The sequence below is a fragment of the Streptomyces sp. TE5632 genome, from assembly GCF_054061295.1.
Genome location: NZ_JBSSEA010000001.1, coordinates 229,811 through 250,212 on the forward strand (window position 1 = coordinate 229,811; position 20,402 = coordinate 250,212).

Genomic DNA, 20,402 nt, shown 5'->3' on the forward strand with positions numbered 1-20,402 from the left:
TCGCCGCTACGGGGCGACGGCTTGGACATGGACGGTGACCCCGGCGGCCGGGGCGCCGACCGCCAGGACACCGATCCCGAGCAGGGTGACCCCGGCCGCGGCGAGCACGTTGACCGTCGTCGACGTCGCAGAGTTGGCGGCGATGGAGTGTGAGCGGAACGCGCTCCCTGCCTGGAGGCCGACCGTGACGACCGGGGGCGCCGAGAACGCGCCAACCGGCCAGTTGAAGACGGCGTTCCCGTTGCCGTCGGTGACGGCGGTCGCCCGCTCCTCCCGCCGCTGCGGCGCCTCGTAGTCCCCGGCCGTACCCATCAGACCTCCCTGGTCGAACTCACCAGAAAGTCGCTGCCGGCGACGCCGGTGAACACGAACTCGTCCTGCAGCGTCTCCCCGGCGTCGCCGCCTCGGTCCACGCTCCAGGTCAGGGAGGTCCCCGGGGCAAGGGTGACGGCCGCACCGCCCCCGATCGCAACGGTCGGAGATCCGGCGTAGACGACGAGGGTGACCGAGCGGGCCCCGGCTGCGATCGTCACCGTGCCCGCACCGGTCTGCCGCTGGATCGTCGAGTCGATCACCGGGTTCGCGGCCGGGGCCTGCTCGGCGTCGCAGCGCACGACGGTGCCGGTCGGCACGTAGGCCGTCGTCCCGTCCAGCTCGGTATCCGTGACGACTGTCGCGCCGCCCTCGGTGCTGTACCGGCGCAGGAAGCTCCCCACGTCGTCACACAGGATCTCGTACTCGTCATCGGGCGTGGCCGCTGCCACGCTGCCGCTGGTGCCGGACATGTCTGTCTCCCTTGGGTGAGACGGTGAGGGGTCAATTCCGGATCTTGTGCCACCTGGTCCGGGTGGCACCGTTGCTGTCCGAGCCGCCGGCCTCGCCCGCGGCGAGCGTGCCGCCGGTCCGGACGAGCATCAGGAAGATCCGGATCGTCCGGGGGGCAGTGGTGACGACGTATTCGGCCATGAGGTGCGTGGTGCCCCCTTGGTGCTCCTGTCCGGACGCGTTGATCGACGCGATCTGCGTGAAGGAGGTCAGCAGGGTGCCGGTGGTGATGTCCCGCAGGTGGCCGACGATGTAGCCGCTCCCGCCCGTGGTCGGGGTCCCCAGCGCATACCGGACGTCGGTGTCCAGGTGGTACACGCCGGGCTCGGGCAGGACGACGTCCGATGCCGGCACCGGCAGCGTTTGCCCTACAGAGGCGAGGAGGTTGATGTGTGCCGCCTCCGCGTTCTTGAACCCAGACGGCAGGGCGGGCCTGTAGGAGGAATCCGTTCCGGTCATCAGCCTGCCACCCCTGCCTTATACGTCCAGTTCAAGAGGTAGTCCGCCGCCGCCGCGGTACCGGCGAACATCGCGGCGGCGAGCGAGGAATCATCGGTGTCGGCGACGGACCAGGTGAGGGAGGCCCCGGCCGGGACGGGTTGGCTGGCCCCGCTGCTCATCGCCACGTTGACCGTGCCCGTGATCACGGTGAGGCTCACTGACTGGAGGCCCGGAAATTCCGTCTTGAGGTTCTGGAGCGTGGTGGTGCCGGTGACGCGGCGGACGCCGGTCAGGAGCGGCTGGTCGGGCTGCTGGCCGCAGACGGTGACCGTGCCGGTCGGCGCGTAGACGCTCGTGCCGTTGAGCGTGGTGTCCTGAAGTGGCGTCAGCAGGCCCGTGGCGTTGTTGACGGTCCAGTGCCGCAGGAACGGCGTGACGGTGCCGGCCGCGGCCACGTCACACAGCGGCTGGACGATGTGGTCCACCTCCGGGACGACGCCGCACGGCGGCCCGGGGACCAGGCTGATGAACCCGAACGCGGGGGCCACGCACGCGTTGCCGCCGCCATCGTTGCGGTGGGACATGCGGACCAGGGAGGGCGGCCCGTTGAAGTAGAAGTGCCCGGTGTTGTTGCTGAGGGTGCTGTGCCAGCGACCAGGGCTGACCAGGGTGTGGCCGGTGTCAGACTCAACCTTGTCCGGGAGCGGGCTGCCGGAGGGGATGACGACGTCTTCCCAGGTGTCCCAGTCGATCGCGTCCACGCGGAGGACGTCCGCCTTCGCGAGCACGGTCGCGTCCGGTTCGAACGTGAACGTCACGGCCGCGTTCCACACGGGGGCCGTTGGGGTGCCGCCGCAGGCGCCGCCGGATGCCTTGTTGGCGGTCATCTTGACCGTGCCGGTCTGCGTCGGGTCCTCGCTGTTGGCCACGGTGTACGTGAAGACGAGGGGGTTGACGGGGTCCTGCGCGATGCTGAGCGTGTTCCACACCTGCTCGCGCAGGCTCGGCGGGCTGTCCCCGCACTCGACCACGCTGACCGGGGTGTACGGGGTGACCCCGTCCATCTCCGTGTCGTGGAAAGTGCTGGTGCCGTCACAGGCGTATACGAAGTGCCGCAGGAACGGCGTGGCACAGCGCAGGCCGGACGCGTCCGGCTCCACCTCCGGGTTGAGGTCGCATAGCCGGAAAGCCTGGACGGCCGCGGCTTCGCACTCCGCCGGCGGGGTCGCGCAGATACCGACGGTGCCGGTCACCGCGTACGGGCTGGCCCCGTCGAGGGCGGTGTCCAGAGTGCTGATGAGCGTCCCGTCGCATCCCCGGCACACGGTGCGAAGAAAGGTGCTCGTGCCGTCGGCGGTGACGTCGCACAGCACGAGCTGCTCGCAGTCCCGGCAGTCGTCGGGAGGGCTGGCCGGCGTGCACTCGCCGACAGTGCCGGTGACGGTGTACGGGTCGCCGTCCAGCGTGGTGTCGGTGGTCGAGACGATGTCACCGGTCACGCAGTCGGTGACGAGGGTCCGTAGGAACTGGACTGCGCTGGTGACCTCGCAGCCCTCCAGCTCAATCGCGGCGGTGAACTGGTCGGCCGTCCACGCCTTCGCGCCGAGGTGGTACGTCTCCAGGGTGAGGGCCACGCGGATGTCCCCGGCGGCGATCTCGGCGGCCGTGACGGGCGCGGAGACGGTGAGCGTCCCCCGCCAGCCGGGCGGCGCCCACTCCAGCGCGTTGTGACCGGCGAGGAGCGTGGTCCCGCGGAACAACCGGAGGGCGCCGTCCCACGCCTGGCCGGTGTCGGGGCCATCGTTGCGGACGCGTACGGAGATCGTCAGCGTGCCAGAGGCGCCGTCGCAGCCGTCCAGGTCCGCCGTGACCTGCCCGGTGGCCGTCAAGTGCTGCGCCGGCCCGGTCCCGGCCGGGTAGACGAACGTGCCGCCCGACCACAACGGCCCGTAGGGGCCGGGGTGGTTCTGGAACTGCGTCTGCCCGGTGTCGGCGGTGACGCCGTCCACCATCGTTGGCGTGATGGCCGTGGAGGAGTCGTCGGGGACGTCGCACACCAGCACCGTGGAGGAGTTGCGGCACTCCGCGTGGCAGACGCCGACGGTCCCGGTCGGGACGTAGGGCGTGCCGTCGAGGAGGTAGTCCGAGTGGCCGCTGATCGCGCCAAGCTCGTCACGCCGGTAGTCGCGGATGATCGGCGTGCTGGTGCCGTCGGCGGCGACGTCGCAGAGCTGGACAACGTCCTGCTCCGGCTGCTCGACGCCGGCCGGGCACGTCGTGATGGTGCCGGTCGGGGTGTAGGTGGTGCCGGTGGTGGCGTCGACCAGGCGGACGGAGGCGATCGTGCCGTCCGCGGCGTAGCTGTACTCGATCAGGACCAGGCCGACGACCTCGTCGTCCCCGTCGATGTCGCAGAACGTCCCTGACACCTGTACGGACTGGCTGTCACCGCACGCGACCGTGCCGACTGGAGGCGCGCCCGTGCTGAACGCTCCGGTGCGGAGGTTGATCCAGCCCTCCGAGGTGACGACGCCCTCACAGTCCCGGATGACCGTGACGGCGATCGGCGTGCCGTCCGGGAGACACAGGCCGATCGTCGCGGTGGGCGTGGTCGGCGACTCGCAGTCCGGCACGGCGGGGCAGACGCCGACCGTGCCGGTGACGGTGTAGTCGGCGCCGTCCAGGGTGCGGTCTAGGGTGCCGAGGAGCGCGCCCTCACAGTCGTACGTGGTGGTCCGCACGAAGTGCGTGAGGGTGCCGTCGCCGGCCGTGTCGCACAGCACCAGGGCGGACGTGGTGGCGTTGCAGCCGTCCGGCTGACACGACTGGAGCGTGCCCGTCGGGGTGTACACGGCGCCCGTGATCGGGTCCACCGTGCGCGTGCCCACGCGGTCGCCGCTGTTCGTGTCGTAGATCGGCTCGACGAGGGCGACCCCGGCGACCGTGCCGTCCTCGAGGACGTCACACAGGAGCACGGTCTCGACGTCCACGCGGGCGGGCGTGGGTGCCTGAATGATGGGGCTCTGCCCGCAGCATCCGCTCACAGTTGCACTCCTTCGGTCCAAGTGATCGTGACGGTGCCGGTGTCCGCGCGGATGGTGAGCGGACCGGTAAGGGCGGCATCGGAGTCCCGGGCAACGCTCCAGGTGGCTGACTCACCCGCGTGCAGCCGACTCGCGCCGTCGGTGGTCGTGATGGTCCCGTTACCGCCGTGCGCGACCGCTGTGACCGACTGGAGCGTCGGCCGGGTGGCCGCGTTCCAGGAAGCGCCGGCCGCGAGCTCGACGCGGCGGGCCTGGACGCCGAACGCGGGCTCGGCGCCCTCGGCCTCGTCGAGGGTGCTGCAGTCGACCGGAGCGACCGGCGTGTACGGCTCGGTGAGGCCTTCGGTGTAGGTGCCGAGACTGCTCAGGGTCCCTTCACAGTCGACGGCCAGCAGCTCGACATAGCCGGTGTCGGGGAGGCCGTCGCCGTCGGTGTCGTCGCACCGGCATGCCTCGATCACGTTCTGCCCGTCGCACGGCGTTACCGTCCCGGCTGTCGCGCCGTCAGCGGTGCACTGGCCTGCCTCACCCTGCACGACGTACGGCGTGGTGCCGTCCAGGCCGAGGTCCTGGGTCGACGTGAGGCCGCCGTTGCAGTCGAAGGTGAAGCGCCGCAGGAACGGGGTGCTCTTGAGGGTCAGCGCCGCCGTCCGCACCTCCAGCGGCATCAGGAACAGGTCACGGTCGTTGACCGGGCCGCCGGTGGTCTGGTCGGTGAACCGGATCGTGACCGCGCCGGTAGCGGGGGCGATGAACGCGAGCGGCGGCAGGTCCTCGGACAGCACACCGCCCGGGAACACGTTGGACCCGTTGGAGACGTTCCGGGTCCTCGTGGCCAGCACCGTGGCGCCGTCGAGGACGTCCAGCCGGTAGATCGCGTTGTTGTTGGCCGGGTCGGGGCCTCCCGCGCCGATCCACGCGGACGCGAACCGGAACTCGTACAGCGTGGCGGGGAGCAGCCCGCTCACGGTCAACTCAGCTACGCCGTTGGCGGGCTGGTTGGCTTGGGCGAACCACAGGGTGGTGCCGTTGTTGGCGGCCACCACGTTCCCGGTCAGTGTGAAGGCGCTCGCCGGTGTCGGGATGGGGGCCTGCGGGTCGTAGGTCAGGTCACAAAGCTGCGCGACCTCGGTGTCCCCGCACGGCTCCTCCTCCGGGGCGGTCGAGCACACGCCGACCGTTCCGGCGGGGGTATAGGGCGTGAACCCGTCCAGGCCGGTATCGATGACGACGGAGACCACGCCGCCGGTGCCGTAGGAGATGTGCCGCAGGAACGGCGTGCTGGTGCCGTCCGCCTGGACGTCGCACAGGACCAGCGGCTCGACGTCCAGGCCCCGGCCGCCGCCGGCGGAGCAGCCGGTACCGCACGGCACCTGCTCGCCGTCGGGGGCGTCCGTGGCCACGCCGTTGGCGTCGAGCCACGACACGGACACCGTGCCGTCGCACTCCTGCGTGTAGACCTTCGTGAACTGGGTCTCCTCGCAGGCCTGCGCCGTGCTGAGGATCCACCGCTGGCCTGCAGCGTCCTCGATCGTCATGGGCCCGTACGTGGTGCGGGTGCCGCCCGTAGAGCCGACGAACCAGGCACAGCCCGGCTGGTTCTGCGCGGACCAGACGGCCCCGGACGGGTCCAGGTTGGTCAAGGCCTGCGACCAGTTGCGATGCATCCCCGGGCTGGCGGCGGTCCCATCACCGCACGGACCGCCGGCGAAGGTCCGGCCGCCGCCCTCGCCAATGACCTCAACACCGTCGACGATCCAGCTCGTGATCGTGAAGGCGCCCACGGTCGGCTGGCACGGGAACTGCCCGTTCGGGCCCTGGACGCCGCCGCACTGGCCCGGCTCGCCACCGATCAGGCTGGTGTTGTCGTAACTGGCCTCCGTGCGCTCGACGACGCCCACGCACTCCGTGGCGAACGCGACCGGGCACGCGGGCTCGTTGCACACGACGAGTTCGGCACCGGCCGGGAGCGTCACCGGGTCCCCGGTCGTGGGGTCGGTGAGGCGTTGCTCCGTACGCTCCCCGGTCTGGTCGTCGTAGACGTGCTCCACGAGGACCTGGCCGGTGATCTCCCCGCCGGCGTCGCGGATGCACAGGAACGTCGTCTCGACGTCGATGCGCGGCTCCGGGGGCGGGGGCGGGCAGCACTCCCCGCCGCCGGCCGCCGTGCACTGGCCGACCTCTCCGGTGACGGTGTACGGCTGGCCGTCCAGGGTGGTGTCGGTGACGGTGACGATCTCGCCGGACTCACAGTCGGTGACGACCGTGCGGAGGATCTGCGTCTCACATCCGGCCTGGTCGTAGACCACGGTGGCGCCAAGCTCCGACAGCTGCCAGCCGGTGCGGCGCGGCGGCGGGCAGGTGGCGCCGCTGTCGTCGTACGCGTCGAAGGCGAGCAGGACGGCGATGTTTCCGGCGGCGAGGTCGTCGGCCGGTACGTCTGCCTCGGCGGTGAGCGTTCCGCTCCACCCGGCAGGCGTGTCGGGCGGGGCGAGCGCCAGGGCTACCCGGTTCGCTTCGCCGGTTCCGTTGTAGAGGCCGAGGAAACCCGTCGATCGGCAGCCGGCATCCGGGCCGAGCTGGGTGACGTCGACCTGCACCGTCACGCGTGCGGTGCCGGCGTCGCAGACCGGCCGCGGCGCCTGGATGATCGCCGCAGCGGTGCGCACGGTGCCGGTCGTGCCCGGCTGCGGGCCCGCCGCGTCCGGGAGGGTCAGCGTGCCGCCGTCCCACAGAGCTTGCGCACCGGCCGCAGGCACGCCCGTGGTGTACGGGTAGTACGGCGCTCCGCTCGTGTCCGTGACGGTGCTGTCCGGGCTGCCGTCCTGGGGGATGTCGCAGACCAGGAGCGTGGACGTGTTACGGCACGGCTCCGACGGGCAGCACTCCCCGCCGCCGGCCGCCGTGCACTGGCCGACCTCGCCCGTCACCTCGTACGGCTCGCCGTCCAGGGTGGTGTCCGTGACGGAGACCGTTGCCCCGGTCTCGCAGTCCGTGACGATCTTCCGGATGAACTGGGTCTCGCAGCCCTCCTGCTGAAACTCGTAGGCGGCCACGAAGTTGGACAGCAGCCAGGCCGCGCCAGTGTTGCCGGTCTGGTCCCACGCCTCGACGTCCAGGGCGACGACGATCTGACCGGCCGCCAGGAGAGCGGCCGGGACGTTGACGGCCGTCACGGTCATCGTGCGGGCCGTGTTCGCCGGCATGCTGGCCAGGGTGGTGTTCCCGCTATCCGCGAGACGTGCCCCGGTGTCGGTGCGGTGGAGGCGGATGCTGCCGGCGTAGTTCGCAGCCGTCGCCGAAGGCCCGTTGTTGCGCGCTGCGATGGCGACGGTGACGGTGACGGTGCCCGAGTCGCAGGACGGCCGGTCGGCCTGGAGACGGGCGGCCAGGCCCGTCAGCCACTGGTTCGGGGTACAGCTCCCGGCCCCGCTGGAGCGGGCCGGGATGGCGACCGTCCCGCCGTCCCACAGGGCCTGACCGCCGCCCGGGTGCGCGTTGATGCAGCGGAGCGGGTCCGCGTCCCACGGGTACGGCGTGGCACTGGTGTCCGTCGCCGTCGGGGCGCCGGCTGGGTCGCCGGTCGGGAGGTCACAGACCTGCGTGGTGTACGTGTCCTGGCACGGCTCGGGCGGGCACACGGCGACGCTCGCCCCGGCCGGGATGTCGACCGGGTCACCGGTGACCGGGTCGACGTACCGCTGGGCGATGCGCTCCCCGGACTGGTCGTCATAGATCCGCTCGACCAGGACGCGGCCGAGGACGTCCCCGCTGTCGTCGTCGACGAGGCACAGCTCACCTGTCTCGACGTCGAGACGGGTTTCCGGGGGCGGCTGCTCGCAGCACTCGGCGACGGGCTCGCACTGACCTACCTCGCCGGTGACGGTGTACGGCTCGCCGTCGAGGGTGGTGTCTGTGACGCTGACGGTCTCGCCGGTCTCGCAGTCCACGACCGTGCGCCGCATGAACTGCTGCGTGCGGGTCATGACGATGTCCAGGCGGCCCTGTACCCAGTTGTTGCCGCCGCCGTCGCGGACCTCGATCTCGACCGTGTTCGGTCCGGCGGTAACGGGGATCTGCGCCGTGCCAGCGGTGGCGGGCTGGTTCCACTGCCCGTACATGCCGGCGTCGACGCCGTTGACGCGGACGCGGGCGCCGCCGTCCCCACGGAAGCCCACGGACGAGACGGACGCGATGCCGTCCTCGGGGGCCGTGAACGTCTTACGGAGCACCCACCGGTGCGGGGCGGCGTCGTAGCCGGGCCAGGCCGGGCCAGGGCCCGCGGACAGGTCGGTGCGGGCGCCCATGAACGCGCCCGGCGGGTGCGGAGCGTCGTACGGGAGCGCCGCCTCCGGGGGGTAGCCGGGGTTCGCGCCGGTGAAGGAGACGACCTGCCAGCCGTCCGAGCCCGGCCGGTTGGCCGGATCGAACACGATGATGGCCTCCTGTGCGGCGGTGTCGCACAGGAGCGTCGAGGACGAGTCGCGGCACGGCTCCGCCTGCTCCGCCTCGGGCTGGCAGACGCCGACCAGCCCGACCGGCGTGTACGGCGTGGTCCCGTCGAGGAGGGTGTCGGTGCTGCTGACGACCTCCCCTGTGCAGTCCCGGCACACCGTGCGCAGGAACTCGCCACCCAGGGAGACGTCCAGGGCGCCGAACAGCCAGTGCCCGAACGTCCGGCATTCGGCGTTGACGGCCCTGGTGCCCAGGTACCGCAGCGAGAGGGAGGACACCCCGGTCACGCGGAAGCGGGCGCTCGCCGCCCGGGTCGGGGTGCTGAGGGTGCAGCCGGTGAGGGTGTTGTCCGCGCTCAGGACGCCGGTGGCCCGGTTGTAGGTGTAGCCGGGAGGCAGGCTGACCGGGACCGCCCCGACCGGGAGTTGGATGGTGTTCTCTCCGGCGCCGGTGCCGGGTGACCAGACCATAAGGACGCTGAACTCGACCGTGACGATCTGGTCGAACGTCCACAGGTTGGTGGGCACGCTCGGGTTGGGGAAGAGGGCCACGCCCCACCAGGCCGCGCCGTCGCCCTGCCGACTCGCCGGGAGGGCGGAGGGGCCCGTGGACGTCCAGCCGACGCCGTTGGGCAGCGTTCCGGACGCGCCGGTGCCGGCGATGGTGGCCGGGGGGTTGGCGTCGGTGTCACACAGGACGTGCGTCGTGCAGTTCAGGCACGTCGACTCCGCGGGGCACACGCCGACCGTCCCGGCCGGGGCGTACGGGGCGCCGTCGAGCGTGTAGTCGCTGTGTCCGGCGATCGCGCCGTTCTCGTCGCGGGCGAAGTCCCGTAGGAACACGGTCACGGTGCCGTCGGTGGCGGTGTCACACAGTTGCACCAGGTCGCGCTCGGGCTGCTCGACGCCGGCCGGGCACGTCGTCACCTCGCCCTGCGGGGTGTAGGTGTCACCGGTGACGGCGTCGACCAGGCGCACGGAGGCGATCGAGCCGTCCGGCGCGTAGCTGTACTCGACGAGGACCAGGCCGAGGACGTCACCGTCGGGGTCGACGTCGCAGAACGTCCCCGCCACCGTGATGGACCGGCTGTCGCCGCAGGCGATCGTTCCGGCCGGTGGCGCTCCCGCCGACCAGGCGCCGCTGGTCAGGTCGAGCCAGCCGTCACGGGTGATCGTGCCGTCGCAGTCGCGGGTGACCACCACGGCGATCGGCGTGCCGTCGGCCAGGCACAGGCCGAGCGTTGCCGCGGGGGTGGTCTGCTCCGCGCATGCCGAGGTGCTGTCGCAGGAGCCGACCGTGCCGGTGACGATGTAGGCGGTCTGCCCGTCCAGGGCGACATCCTCGTACGTCGCTGTCCCGTCAATGAACCGGTATCGGCGCAGGAATGGCGTCACCGTCCCGTCGGGGGCGGTGTCGCACAGGGGGACGGTCTCGGACTCCGGGCACCCGTACTCGCAGTCCACCGGGGCGATGGGGGCGTATTCCTGGGACGGGTCGTCCTGGTAGGTGAGGACGAGCTCGGCGACGCCGTTGGCGCGGATGCACCACAGCTCGCTGTAGGTGGTGTCGGCCTGGCCGTCGCCGTCGGTGTCGTCGCACAGGGTGCGACAGACGGTGTCCACGCATCCGGCGTCACACGGCCCGGCATCGGTCGGGAGCGCGCCCGGGGTGAAGGTGCCGGCGATGTCGAGCCAGCCGACGACCGCCGGGTCCTCCGCCTCTTGGCCGCATTCCACGCACCCGGACCGGACCACGGCCAGGACGGTGCTGCCGTCTGACCGGCACAGCGGGGCGGAGGTGATCGAGGGGGCGCAGCATGGCGGTGTGGGCGGCTCCGGTTCGGGAGCAGCGCACGGGACAGGCTCGACCGGCATCGTCAGTCCTCTGGGTGTGCCTGGCGGCGGTGGGTGTCCCGGCCGCGTTCGGACTTGAAGGGGCGATTGCAGACGTCGCAGGTGAAGCCGTCGTCGTCGGCGGGGGCGCCCTCGAGCGGTGCGAAGTCCGGCGGCGGGATCGGCTTGGCGTCCGGCGGGTACGCCTCGTCAGGCACCTCGGGGAGCGGCTGGCCGGGGATCCCCTCCCTCTCCGGCAGGTCGACGCCGAGGAGTTCCGGGCCGGTGGCGGGCTCGGTGGGCTGCTGGTCCTCCTCGGGGCTGACGTAGCGGTGTCCCGCCACGATGGAGCCGATCAGCAGCTTCTCGGGCATGCCGGTGAACATGTCGGCGGGCACTGCGAATGCCTGGGTGCTCACGGTGCGGACCTTCGGCTTCTGGGCGGTCGCCCAGCGTGCGAAGTCGACGCGGAGTTCCCGGGTCGGCTGAACCTTCACAAAATCTGTCATGGACAGGTCACCACCTGGATGGCGCAGACCGTACAGGTGGTGGCCACAACCACCGTCCTCTCAACCAGAACGCGCCGGTCGTTGGTGCGGATGTTGACGGATGGGCCGGGCCTGTGCGGGATGGTCATGGCCGGGCCACGCCGTACGACGACGGGCCCGGTGATGTACAGCCAGGCGGTGCCCGGGTCGGCGGGGATGTTGCCGGGCCCGGTGTTCGCGGTGCTGTAGCCGGAGCCGATGACGGCGCAGTTCCCGGCGAGGGTGGTCGGGTTGCCGCCGGGCTCGCGGTGGACGAGGTTGCAGCATCCGAGGAGCGCCGCAGCGCCCGCCGGGACGTGGAGGACACCGGCGCCGCCGTACTGCTCGGCCAGACAGCCCTCCAAGGCGGCGACGCCCTGCGCGATGTTCACCGGCCCTGCGGCCGGGGTGAGGTCCTCGGCGTTCACGGCAAGGTAGTTCGTCCAGAAACCGAGCTCGACGGCCTCCTGCTCGCCGAGCTCAAGAGACGCCTCGGCGTGCTCACGGGCCTCGGTGTAGCTCCAGCCCATGGCGGAACACTCGGCGCCCGCGTACACCGTGATCGGGTCGGCATGCTCGGCGACCGGCCTGCAGAACTCCTTCTGCATGGGGGCGCCGGGGCTCTCCTCGGCGCCCACGCAGGGGTCGTTCCACACGTTGACCGGGCAGCAGCCGAGCGCCAGCCACTCCACGCCCAGCAGCTCGTGCTCGTCGGTGACGTCTCTGACGTCGGTGCAGCCGCCGAGGATCCCGTACGGGAGCGGTCTCCCGGGGATTGCCTCGACGCGGCGTCGCATGCCGGCGGATGCCACCTGCACACCTCCTCATAGGGGGCGCGCCGAGACCGTGGAGGGGTCTCGGCGCTGGATGCGGGCAGAGTCAGGCGATCGGGCAGTCGATGCCGAGCTGCTCGCCGGTGCGGCCGTCGGGGCAGACCGGCACGGTGACGAGGCGGGCCTCGCTGTTCCGCGCGATCAGCGCGGTGCATTCCTCAGTGAACAACGCTGTGTAATCGTTGACACTGAACTTGGTTGAATCATGAATTACCCCGAGGCTGATCTCTCCGCCTCGGCCGGCCTCGAAGGTGCCCGCCGGGTAGATCAGGAACGGAATGCTGGCCGGCCACACGGTGGCCGGGTCCGGCCCGCCGATCTCGTCGGGGACGGCGGGGTTGAGGCCGCGCGCCCACTGGACGGAGATGCCGAGCTGCGCGAACGCGTTGACGACGCACGCCGTGCTGATCGCATCGCAGGACACACCGTTCTGACGGGCGATGTCGGCGAGGAACAGGTTCCTCGACCACCACGGCAGCACGACCTCGATGTTGATGCTCGCGCAGAGGGACAGCTTTTCCGTCATGTCGGCGGCCTGCAAGGCGATCGCCGCGAAGATCGCGGAAAACGCACCGAACGTCGCCGCGAGCGTGACCGGGGTGGAGGCGGCCACGGCCTGCGTGAAGAGTTCCTGCCGGATGCGGATCTCGTGGGCGACCATCGCCAGGGACTGGTAGTACGCCACCAGCTCCGGGAAGTGCCTCTGCGTCAGGATCCCGCTCTCGAGGCACGCGCCGATGGCGTCGCAGCGGACCTCGACCGGCTCGGGGCACGGGATGCGAAAACAAGGCTTGACCGCACCGCTGATGTCGTCCGCTTCGGTGTGCACGAACGTCATGGCCGCGACGTCGAGCGACGGCATCGGGAAGTACCTGAGCCCGCCACGGGCGAGCTGGATCTCGGGGAGGTCCCACAGCATTTCCGGGCAGGACATGCCGGTCAGCTCGTACACCGTTTCGCTGGGCGCACACCATCCGCCGCTCGCGACGAGATCGCCGCCGTTGAGGCGGGCCTGGTCGCCGGCGAGGACGACCGCGCGGGTGCCCTCGGTGCCCGAGGAACTGTCGTTGACGATCAGCTCGTTCGGGAACGGCAGCCGGTACGAGGCCGTGAGGCCAACGCCTCCGCCCGCCGTCTTGAGGGCGTTCGCGCGGCGGATGATGCCCTCGGTGACGCCGTCCATGTCGAGGGGCTGGCCCGGCTGGTAGCCGGGGACGTCGACGGAGGCGGTGATCTCCGGGCGGGGGTTCGGGTCCGGGGGCAGTACGCGCGGCTGGTGGACGCGGACGCGGGACAGGTCGAGGGCGCGCTGCCGGACGGTCGCGGCTGCGGTGACGGGCTCTGCGGCGGGCTCGGCCTCGGCCGGCGGCTCCTCCGCGGCCGGTTCGGGCGTGTCGGCCGTCGCGGCTGTCTGCTCGGGGTCGTCGCCGCGCACGGTGGCGGCGAGCTGCTCGATCTCGGCGGCGGCCTTCCGCGCGGCCTCGATCCGCTCCGCCTTCTCCGCGCGGATGTTCTCGACCGCGGTGGCCAGCTCACGGAGCTGGGTGATGTCGTCGGTGGTGACGGTGCTACTGCCGGCCTTCGCATCGAATGCCTTGACCGCGCCGTCGAGGAGATCGTCAAGCTCTTCGTCGTTGAGGGCTGTGATGTCCTCGGGAAGGGAGAACTTCTCCATGGGCCGAGCTCCAAAAGATCGATCTTGGAGTCGCTCGGCCCACAACCAGCAGCGGTCTTCTGTCGGAATATTAGCCTCCACCCCCTGGCGGGCGGGCGGCATGTGCGGGCGAGACGGCTGAGGCGGGGCCAGGCGGTTGGCCTGGCCCCGTCCTTGCTGGTCTCGCGGTTGCTCTACTGGCCGGTCTTCCCGGCGGCAGTCTTCGGCGGGATCTCTCGAAGGGTGCTCCCGGCGTAGCGCTTACCGACGGCCTCGGCGGTCGGCTTGTTCGTGGAGGAGAACACCACCTTCTCCTTGCCGTCGGTGGTGACGACGACCTCCCACTTGGACTTGTTGCCCTTCTGGCAGCTGCATGCCATTTCAGATCACTCCGTTCTGTGCGGCCACGGTGACGGGCTGCGCGGCGACGAGGGCAGCCATGGCTTCGATCTCGGCGCGGCGTTCGTCCTGGCGTCGGGTCACGGCGTCGGCGATGAGGTCGACGAAGGGGCCGTCGGCAAGGGCTGCGGCGAGGGCTTCGACGTCGACCGGCGGAGCCTGTCCGGACACCGTGTCCGGACGCTGTCCGAGCAGGTCAACAGTGGTGCTCTTGGGGCGCGCGGATACCGTCCGGACGTCGTCCGGACGCTCGTCCGGATCCGGTCCGGACTGTGCGTCCGGTGCGGCGAGGAGGCCAGCGGCGGACGCGGCCAAGGCCAGGTTGGAACGCTCCACCATGGCGTGGAAGGCGGCCATGCTCGCGTACAGCGGCGACGAGTGGGCCGGCACCGGCACCGTGAGGACCGCGCGGAGCTGCCAACGCCCGTCCCGGCCCTGCCGCATGTGGTAGGAGGGCTGGCACGCCTGGAACTTGGAACGGTCCCACTCGCTCAACCAGGGCGCCGCCGCACCGCTGAACCACAGCCCCCTATCGTTCATGCCGACCGTGACGATCGCACCGACCGTCCTGGTGTCGTCGAACTGGCAGGCCGCGGTCTCGCACTCGGCGCCATCGCGGTGGTGGCCCACGTTCATGGTCATCGCCCCGGCCTTGATGGTCGAGCCGTCGTCCAGGGCGAACCGGGCGCGCAGGAAGTGCGTCAGGTCGAGCGTGCCGAGCGACTCGATCGTCAGCTTCTTCTTGGGGAAGCCGGCGTGCGGCTCACCGACCTGCGCGACCCACCCGTACACGCGGCCGTCCTTGTAGTGGACGCCCCCGCTGCCGGGCGGCAACTCCTCTTCGGTCGGTTCCGCGAACCAGGCGGCAGGCATCGGCGGCAGGTCCTGCATCGCTGTCCACGCGGACGCCTCCAGCTCACGCAGGCCTGCCGCCGCGGTCTCGTCACCGTCCTCGCTGTCGCCGTCCCGTGAGGCTTCGGGGTCCTGGTGCACGGGCAGGTCGAGGTCTCCGGACATGGCGGCGCTGATCTCACCCTCGGGCATCGAGGAGGGCCCGCAGTACAGGCCGGGCGCGAGGCGGACGATCCGGCCGTCCTTCGCCGCGCCGTTGAGGTGCCCGCGTGCGGTGCTCATCGCGATACCGAGCGCGCGGGACACATCGCGGGCGCCGACGGCGACCGGGGACGTGCACACGTAGCCGACTACGCGGTCCCGGGTCTCCCCCGCCGCGGTAATCGTCGGCACCGGCGCGGCGGCGGTCTCGTCGACAGGGTCGAGGACGATCCGCGCGTCCTTGAACGCGGGCATCGCCACCAGCGTGGCCCCCCGGAGCCGGGCGCGGGTGATCCGCAGCAGGAACTCACCGGCGTGCTGCTCGTGGACGACCAGGCCGCTGTCGGGGTCGTCGGGGTCGCCGGCCGCCGCGGTGAGGACGCCGCTCCCTGCGAAGGCGTCACGGATCGCCGAGGCGGTGAGGGTGCCGCCGGGGCCGGTGATGAGCTGGAGGTCGTAGCGACTGCGGGAGAACGCACCGCCGGACGCCGTCCATTCGGCGCGGGTCGTGGCGGACAGCATCACCGAGCCGTCTTCCATGCTCATCACGCTGGCCTGCGGCAGGGACGCGGAGGCGAACAGCCAGTCGGCGTCTTCCTCGCTGAGGGTCTTGTCCACCAGCTGGATGTCGACGTCGTCCAGGTCGACGCTGACGCCGAGCGGCGCGCCTTCGTCGAGGAGTTCGATCGCGTCGGCTCCGGCCGGCCGGTTCGTGTACAGCGGGCCGGAGGCGGTGATCCGCCGTCCGTCCCGCCGCACCTTCAGGATGGCGCCGGCGAGTTCAGCACCCTGGTGGCCCATCAGCATCTCGTCGGCGTACTGGAGCGGCATCGGGCTGCGGTCCCACTTCAGGGCGCCCTTCTTAAAGATCCGGCCGTCACCGGTCTCCTCGTCCTCGAAGGCGATCGCGGTGTCGCCGGGGGTGGACCAGGTGCGGACCGTGAACGCTGCGGCGGCCTGGACATCTTCGGGCATGGGCTCTTCCTCCTGCTGGGGGCCGAGGGGGACGTCGGTGTGGTCGCCGCCGAAGGCAAGGCGGACCCGGTCGAAGGTGATGCCGCCGAGGCGGTCGACGAGGTCGGGCAGCACGGCCGGGTCGTCGCCGTACTGGGCACACACATGCGGCACCCAGGGCGAGTGCTGCACGGGCAGCTCGGGCCGGTCGTGGGTTCCCTCGAGCGCGCTGGTGACGAGCTGGCGGACGTGTTCCAGGGTCGGGGCGGTGTCGGGGCGGTCGCGGTCATCGCCGACGGCCCACACCCACGACGGGCTGTCGGTGCCCGGGTTCCAGTGGTTGGCGCCGAACGCGCGGGCTGTGAAGGGGCCCTCGAATTCGGCCACGGCCGCGCGTACGCCGTCGACCAGCTCGGTGCGCTGCTCCTCGGTCCAGGCGGCGCCGTCGTCGCCGAGGAAGTACAGCGTCAGGTGCAGCTCCTCGGCTGCTTCGCCGCCATCGAGGGCGAGGCGGGCCGCGTCCTCAGCGGTGGGCATGAGGGCGATCATTCCGCCCATGAGGTGACTCCCATCAGCGGCGGCCGTCTGCTGCCTGGCATTCTCAAGCGGCCTCGGCGAGGGCGCTTGAGAAACGAAGGCTGCGGCCTGGGTTTCGGGGTGGACCGAAAGGACACACCGGCAGTTGACGACTTGTGAGGCTGGGGCGGCCGGGTCGTGTGGGGCGGTCATCTGCACGCCGCCGACGGTGAAGTCCTCGTCCAGGAGGCGGATCTGCCCGTTCGCGTTGGCGTGGTCGTCCCGTACGCGTGTGTCGCGGCGGGTGAGCCACTGCTTCACGATCGGCGCCGGGGTGCCGGTGGCGTCCCTCGCCGCGCCCAGGACCGCACTGTTCCAGGCCCGGCCGGCTTCGGTGCGGGCGATGCGTTCCTCGCGGACCTCGCCGAGCTGGGCGCCCTCGCGGGCGAACGCCTCCCGCAGACGGGCGCGGAGCTGCTCCATGTCCTCCCCGGCGTCGACACCGGCGGCGAGTTCGTCACGGGCCACCTCGGCGAGCCGGTCACCGACCGCCCGCAGCAGGTGTTCGGTGACGGTGACGTACTCGCTCATGGGGGGCGGCAGGTCGCGGCCGTCCTCGTGCCGCTCCGGCAGGTCGTCCCACTCCGGGGGCAGTTCGCCGCCGGTCGCCTGCTCCGTGTGTTCGGCGGCCTGCTCCGAGACGCGCAGCAGGCGCCGCACGATGCGCGGCATCCGGTCGGTGAACATGCGGGCGATGCGGGACACGGAGAAGCGGGCGGCGACGATCTCGGTGGCGTCGGCCAGCTCGCGGGCGAACTCGTCGGCAATCTCCTGCAGTACGGCCGCGACTTCCTCGGCGACGTCGTCTTCGGCCTGCTCCAAGAGCGTCAGCAGCTCCTCATCCACGGGCGCCTGCCTCCTCTCCCTCACGGCTGGGATGCGCCGCACGGTCCGGCGTGGGGGTGCCGTCGACGGCCTCGTTGTCCCGCCGCCGCCAGGCGAGGAGTTCCTCCCACAGCTCACGGCCAGGGCACCTGGAACACCAGCCGAACGCGCGGTGCGCGGCCCGGGAGTGACCGGGCGGGGCCACGTGCAGCTTCGGCGGCTCCTCGATCGTCAGCGTGTCAGTCGCGTCGCACACGGTCGGTCTCCTCGCTCCTCACGTTGGGGCACGGCCCGGGGGCGGGGCCGATGTGGACGATGGCCGGCCCGGCCGGGACGAGGGAGCCGGCCGGGCCGTCGAAGCGGATGCTGGCGGCGTCGAGGCGGGTCATCTCCACCACGCGCAGCCCGTCGCAGCCCGGGCACAGGTCGAGTTCGTGACGGCAGTCAGGCAAGGCCGGACCCCTCCGGGTCGTCGCAGATCTCGCACGCCGTCCAGGTACCGACGACGGACACCCCGTCGGGGGTGAGCATGAGGACGTCGCCGAGGAGCCGGGTCCAGGCCTTGCAGGTGGGGCACCAGTCCTCGCGGGCCGGGCCGGGGGTGATGTGCACGGTCAAGGGCGGCGGCGGGTCGGCCACAACGGTGCTCCTTCGCTGGCCGGTCATGCCGCCAGCCCAACGCAGGAGGTGACGATGGCGGGCACGACGTCGTAGGAGTGCGGGATGCCCGCGGCGATCAGCTCGCGGGCGTAGCCGTCCAGGGCCGCGGTGAGGCAGGGCGCGTCGAGGCCGTACCGTTCGGCGATCTCGGGGACGCGGGTCCAGGCGCCATCGAGGAGGCGGTACTGCTCGACCTGCCCGGGTTCCACCTTCAGCTCGGTGTGGAGGGCGGCGGCCTGGATTTCGCGGGCCTTGGCGCGCTCGCTGCGCGGGCATGCGGGCGTCCTGAGCAACTTGTCGCCGGCTGAGGACAGTGCGGCCCAGATCAGTCCGTCGGCGGCTGCGAGGAGGCCGTCGCCGGGGGCCGGCCGGGCGGAGGCGGGCAGGGTGTCGGGTTCGTCCTGCGTCTCGTCGACCGGGAGGTCTGGGCGGGGCGCGTCCGGCTCCTGGTCGTCGTTCTGCTCGCCGTCCTCTTCGCCGTCGGTGGACGGCTTCTTGCGGGCGGCTTCCTCCTCTGCGGTGGGGGCGTCGGACTCGTCGAAGCCGGTCTCACGGCGCAAGGCTTCGGCGGAGATGACTCCTCGGTCGTACGCCTGCAGAGCGGTCTCGGAGCGGTTGGTGCGTACGCGCAGGCTGGACGTGTCGTACCAGACGAGCCACCTGTGCCAGTCGTCGATGCCCTCGGCCTGGAGGAGGGGGCGCAGCCACTGCTGTGTGAGGGCGTACGAGACAGTCTGGAGTTTGGGTTCGATGCCCATGCGAATGGCCTCCGAGGTGAGCATCCAGGCACCCCAGTGATTGGTGTCGGCCATGCCGAGGAGCAGTTCACCCGGGATCTCCAGGCCGGTGGCGAAGCGTTTGATCGCTTCCTCGCGCAGCTTCAACGCCAGTTCGTCGAAGTTCGACTCGAACGTGAGCAGCTTGAAGTCGGAGATGGTGTCAGCAGGGACTTCCAGCACGATCGGCACTGTGGCAGCGGCACTCTCGGGCTCCCGGATCGCCGTCTCGGCGATCATCATCAGCAGCTCGATCAGGTCGTCCTCGGCGTCGCCCTGGCCTGGCCGGGTGGGGAAGCGGACGCCCTTGGGGACAAGGAGGATGCCGCGGCCGGTGAGCCGGGACCGGGCGATGGCCTTGACGGCCGAGTTCAGCAGGAGCAGTTCCTCGAGCAAGTCGATGCTGGCGCGCACCGGGGAGTCGGCTTCGATGGCCCGCTCGGGGTCGGGTTCCCACACGCGCAGGGCGACGGGCGAGTCCGGGTCGAGGGCCTCCTCGTCACCGGCGGGGATCTCGACGTCTTCGCCGTCGATCTCGGCGTTGAGCTTGCCGGACTTCTGGCTCACCTCGCGGGTGGACAGCACCCGCCAGTCGTGTCCTTCCTCAGGTACGTCCGGGCTGAGTACCTCGCCGTTGGGCCGGATGACGATCCATCCTTCGCCGGCCACCGTGAGGTGCTTGCCGAAGGCGCTGAGCATCTTGGCCCGCCCGTCCGGGCCGCCCGCGATCTGCTGCACGATCTCGGCCGCGCGGTGGTTCTGCGGGGCCGGGTCGATCGTGCCGTCGTCGGCTCGCCGGCCCGCGAAGAGGGTGGCGCCGGCCATGCCGTTGGCCATGTAGGTCGCAGCGAAGCGGACTTCGGGGACGGCGTGGAACAGCTCCCAGGCGCGCTTCTGCCATCCGCTGTCGGTGCCGCCTTTGACGCGGACCTTGCGTTGGACGTACCGGGACGCGGCGGCGGTGAGCTGGCGCGTCATGGGGCGACCCGGCCGAGCGTGTCGTCGGCCCGGTTGATGACGACGGAGGCGCCCGCGACGGCGAACCACTCGATGCCGTGGACGAGGAGCGGGGCGTCGTGCCACTGGCCGGAGGCGAGGAGCCACGTGGCGAGGAGCGCACCGGCCACCCACCATCCGGTGCAGTACACGCAGCTGATGAGCGTGACCAGGGCGGTGCGAGTCGTGCTATCGGTGTTCCGGCTGTGCCAGGCGAACAGCCGGTCGCGGGGGACGTCCAGGATCGAGTCGTGGACGAGGAGTTGCGTTGCCCGGTAGCCGGCGGCGGCAAGGACGACGAGCTCGGGGATGCTGATCATGTCCGGCCCCTTGCAGAGGATCTTGCGATGGCGACCGGGCACTATAGGGCATTCTCCGCAAATACTGCGCCGGAAGTGATCTCTGGCGAGACGCTTTTGATCTCGTGTGCACTCTCATGCGGTTCGCAAGGAACCTTTGGATAGCCGGTTCCACTAAAGTCCGCGCCACGCGCCTTGAACCTGGCCGCCAGCCTTACCGGCCGAGATCACGTAACGGTCAGGGGCGACCTGG

At 71.2% G+C, this 20,402-nt stretch carries 15 protein-coding genes; all 15 read right to left on the reverse strand.

What is annotated here, in order from left to right; genetic code table 11:
- Positions 1–6 precede the first annotated feature (6 nt).
- Positions 7–312, reverse strand: coding sequence for a hypothetical protein (locus ACVW19_RS01080; protein WP_457455658.1), 306 nt, complete (start codon positions 310–312; stop codon positions 7–9).
- On the reverse strand, positions 312–785 hold the full coding sequence (locus ACVW19_RS01085) for a hypothetical protein (RefSeq protein ID WP_457455660.1): 474 nt from the start codon (positions 783–785) through the stop codon (positions 312–314). The genes ACVW19_RS01080 and ACVW19_RS01085 overlap by 1 nt, the downstream gene beginning before the upstream one ends.
- A 31-nt stretch (positions 786–816) precedes the next feature.
- Positions 817–1,284, reverse strand: coding sequence for a hypothetical protein (locus tag ACVW19_RS01090; RefSeq protein WP_457455662.1), 468 nt, complete (start codon positions 1,282–1,284; stop codon positions 817–819).
- Positions 1,284–4,256, reverse strand: coding sequence for a hypothetical protein (locus tag ACVW19_RS01095; RefSeq protein ID WP_457455663.1), 2,973 nt, complete (start codon positions 4,254–4,256; stop codon positions 1,284–1,286). The genes ACVW19_RS01090 and ACVW19_RS01095 overlap by 1 nt, the downstream gene beginning before the upstream one ends.
- A 50-nt stretch (positions 4,257–4,306) precedes the next feature.
- A complete protein-coding gene (locus ACVW19_RS01100; RefSeq protein WP_457455665.1) occupies positions 4,307–10,519 on the reverse strand; it encodes a hypothetical protein in 6,213 nt (2,070 codons plus the stop codon).
- A 122-nt stretch (positions 10,520–10,641) separates the two neighbouring features.
- Complete coding sequence (locus ACVW19_RS01105) at positions 10,642–11,106, reverse strand: hypothetical protein (protein WP_457455667.1); 465 nt, start codon at positions 11,104–11,106, stop codon at positions 10,642–10,644.
- Positions 11,103–11,936, reverse strand: coding sequence for a cupin (locus ACVW19_RS01110; protein ID WP_457455668.1), 834 nt, complete (start codon positions 11,934–11,936; stop codon positions 11,103–11,105). The genes ACVW19_RS01105 and ACVW19_RS01110 overlap by 4 nt, the downstream gene beginning before the upstream one ends.
- A 67-nt stretch (positions 11,937–12,003) precedes the next feature.
- Complete coding sequence (locus tag ACVW19_RS01115) at positions 12,004–13,734, reverse strand: major capsid protein (RefSeq protein ID WP_457455670.1); 1,731 nt, start codon at positions 13,732–13,734, stop codon at positions 12,004–12,006.
- Positions 13,735–13,805: 71 nt separating this feature from the next.
- Positions 13,806–13,991, reverse strand: coding sequence for a hypothetical protein (locus ACVW19_RS01120; RefSeq protein ID WP_457455672.1), 186 nt, complete (start codon positions 13,989–13,991; stop codon positions 13,806–13,808).
- 1 nt (position 13,992) lies between these two features.
- Positions 13,993–17,439, reverse strand: a complete 3,447-nt coding sequence (locus ACVW19_RS01125; protein ID WP_457455674.1) for a phage minor head protein — start codon at positions 17,437–17,439, stop codon at positions 13,993–13,995.
- Positions 17,432–17,674: a hypothetical protein gene (locus tag ACVW19_RS01130; protein ID WP_457455676.1), complete on the reverse strand. Its 243-nt coding sequence runs from the start codon at positions 17,672–17,674 to the stop codon at positions 17,432–17,434. The genes ACVW19_RS01125 and ACVW19_RS01130 overlap by 8 nt, the downstream gene beginning before the upstream one ends.
- Positions 17,658–17,870, reverse strand: a complete 213-nt coding sequence (locus ACVW19_RS01135; protein ID WP_457455678.1) for a hypothetical protein — start codon at positions 17,868–17,870, stop codon at positions 17,658–17,660. The genes ACVW19_RS01130 and ACVW19_RS01135 overlap by 17 nt, the downstream gene beginning before the upstream one ends.
- On the reverse strand, positions 17,863–18,057 hold the full coding sequence (locus ACVW19_RS01140) for a hypothetical protein (protein ID WP_457455680.1): 195 nt from the start codon (positions 18,055–18,057) through the stop codon (positions 17,863–17,865). Before ACVW19_RS01140 ends, ACVW19_RS01135 begins: the two co-directional genes overlap by 8 nt.
- Before the next feature lie 23 nt (positions 18,058–18,080).
- Positions 18,081–19,832, reverse strand: a complete 1,752-nt coding sequence (locus ACVW19_RS01145; protein ID WP_457455682.1) for a hypothetical protein — start codon at positions 19,830–19,832, stop codon at positions 18,081–18,083.
- Positions 19,829–20,170 (reverse strand): DUF1360 domain-containing protein, encoded by a 342-nt coding sequence (locus tag ACVW19_RS01150; RefSeq protein WP_457455683.1) that lies wholly within the window; start codon positions 20,168–20,170, stop codon positions 19,829–19,831. The genes ACVW19_RS01145 and ACVW19_RS01150 overlap by 4 nt, the downstream gene beginning before the upstream one ends.
- Positions 20,171–20,402 lie beyond the last annotated feature (232 nt).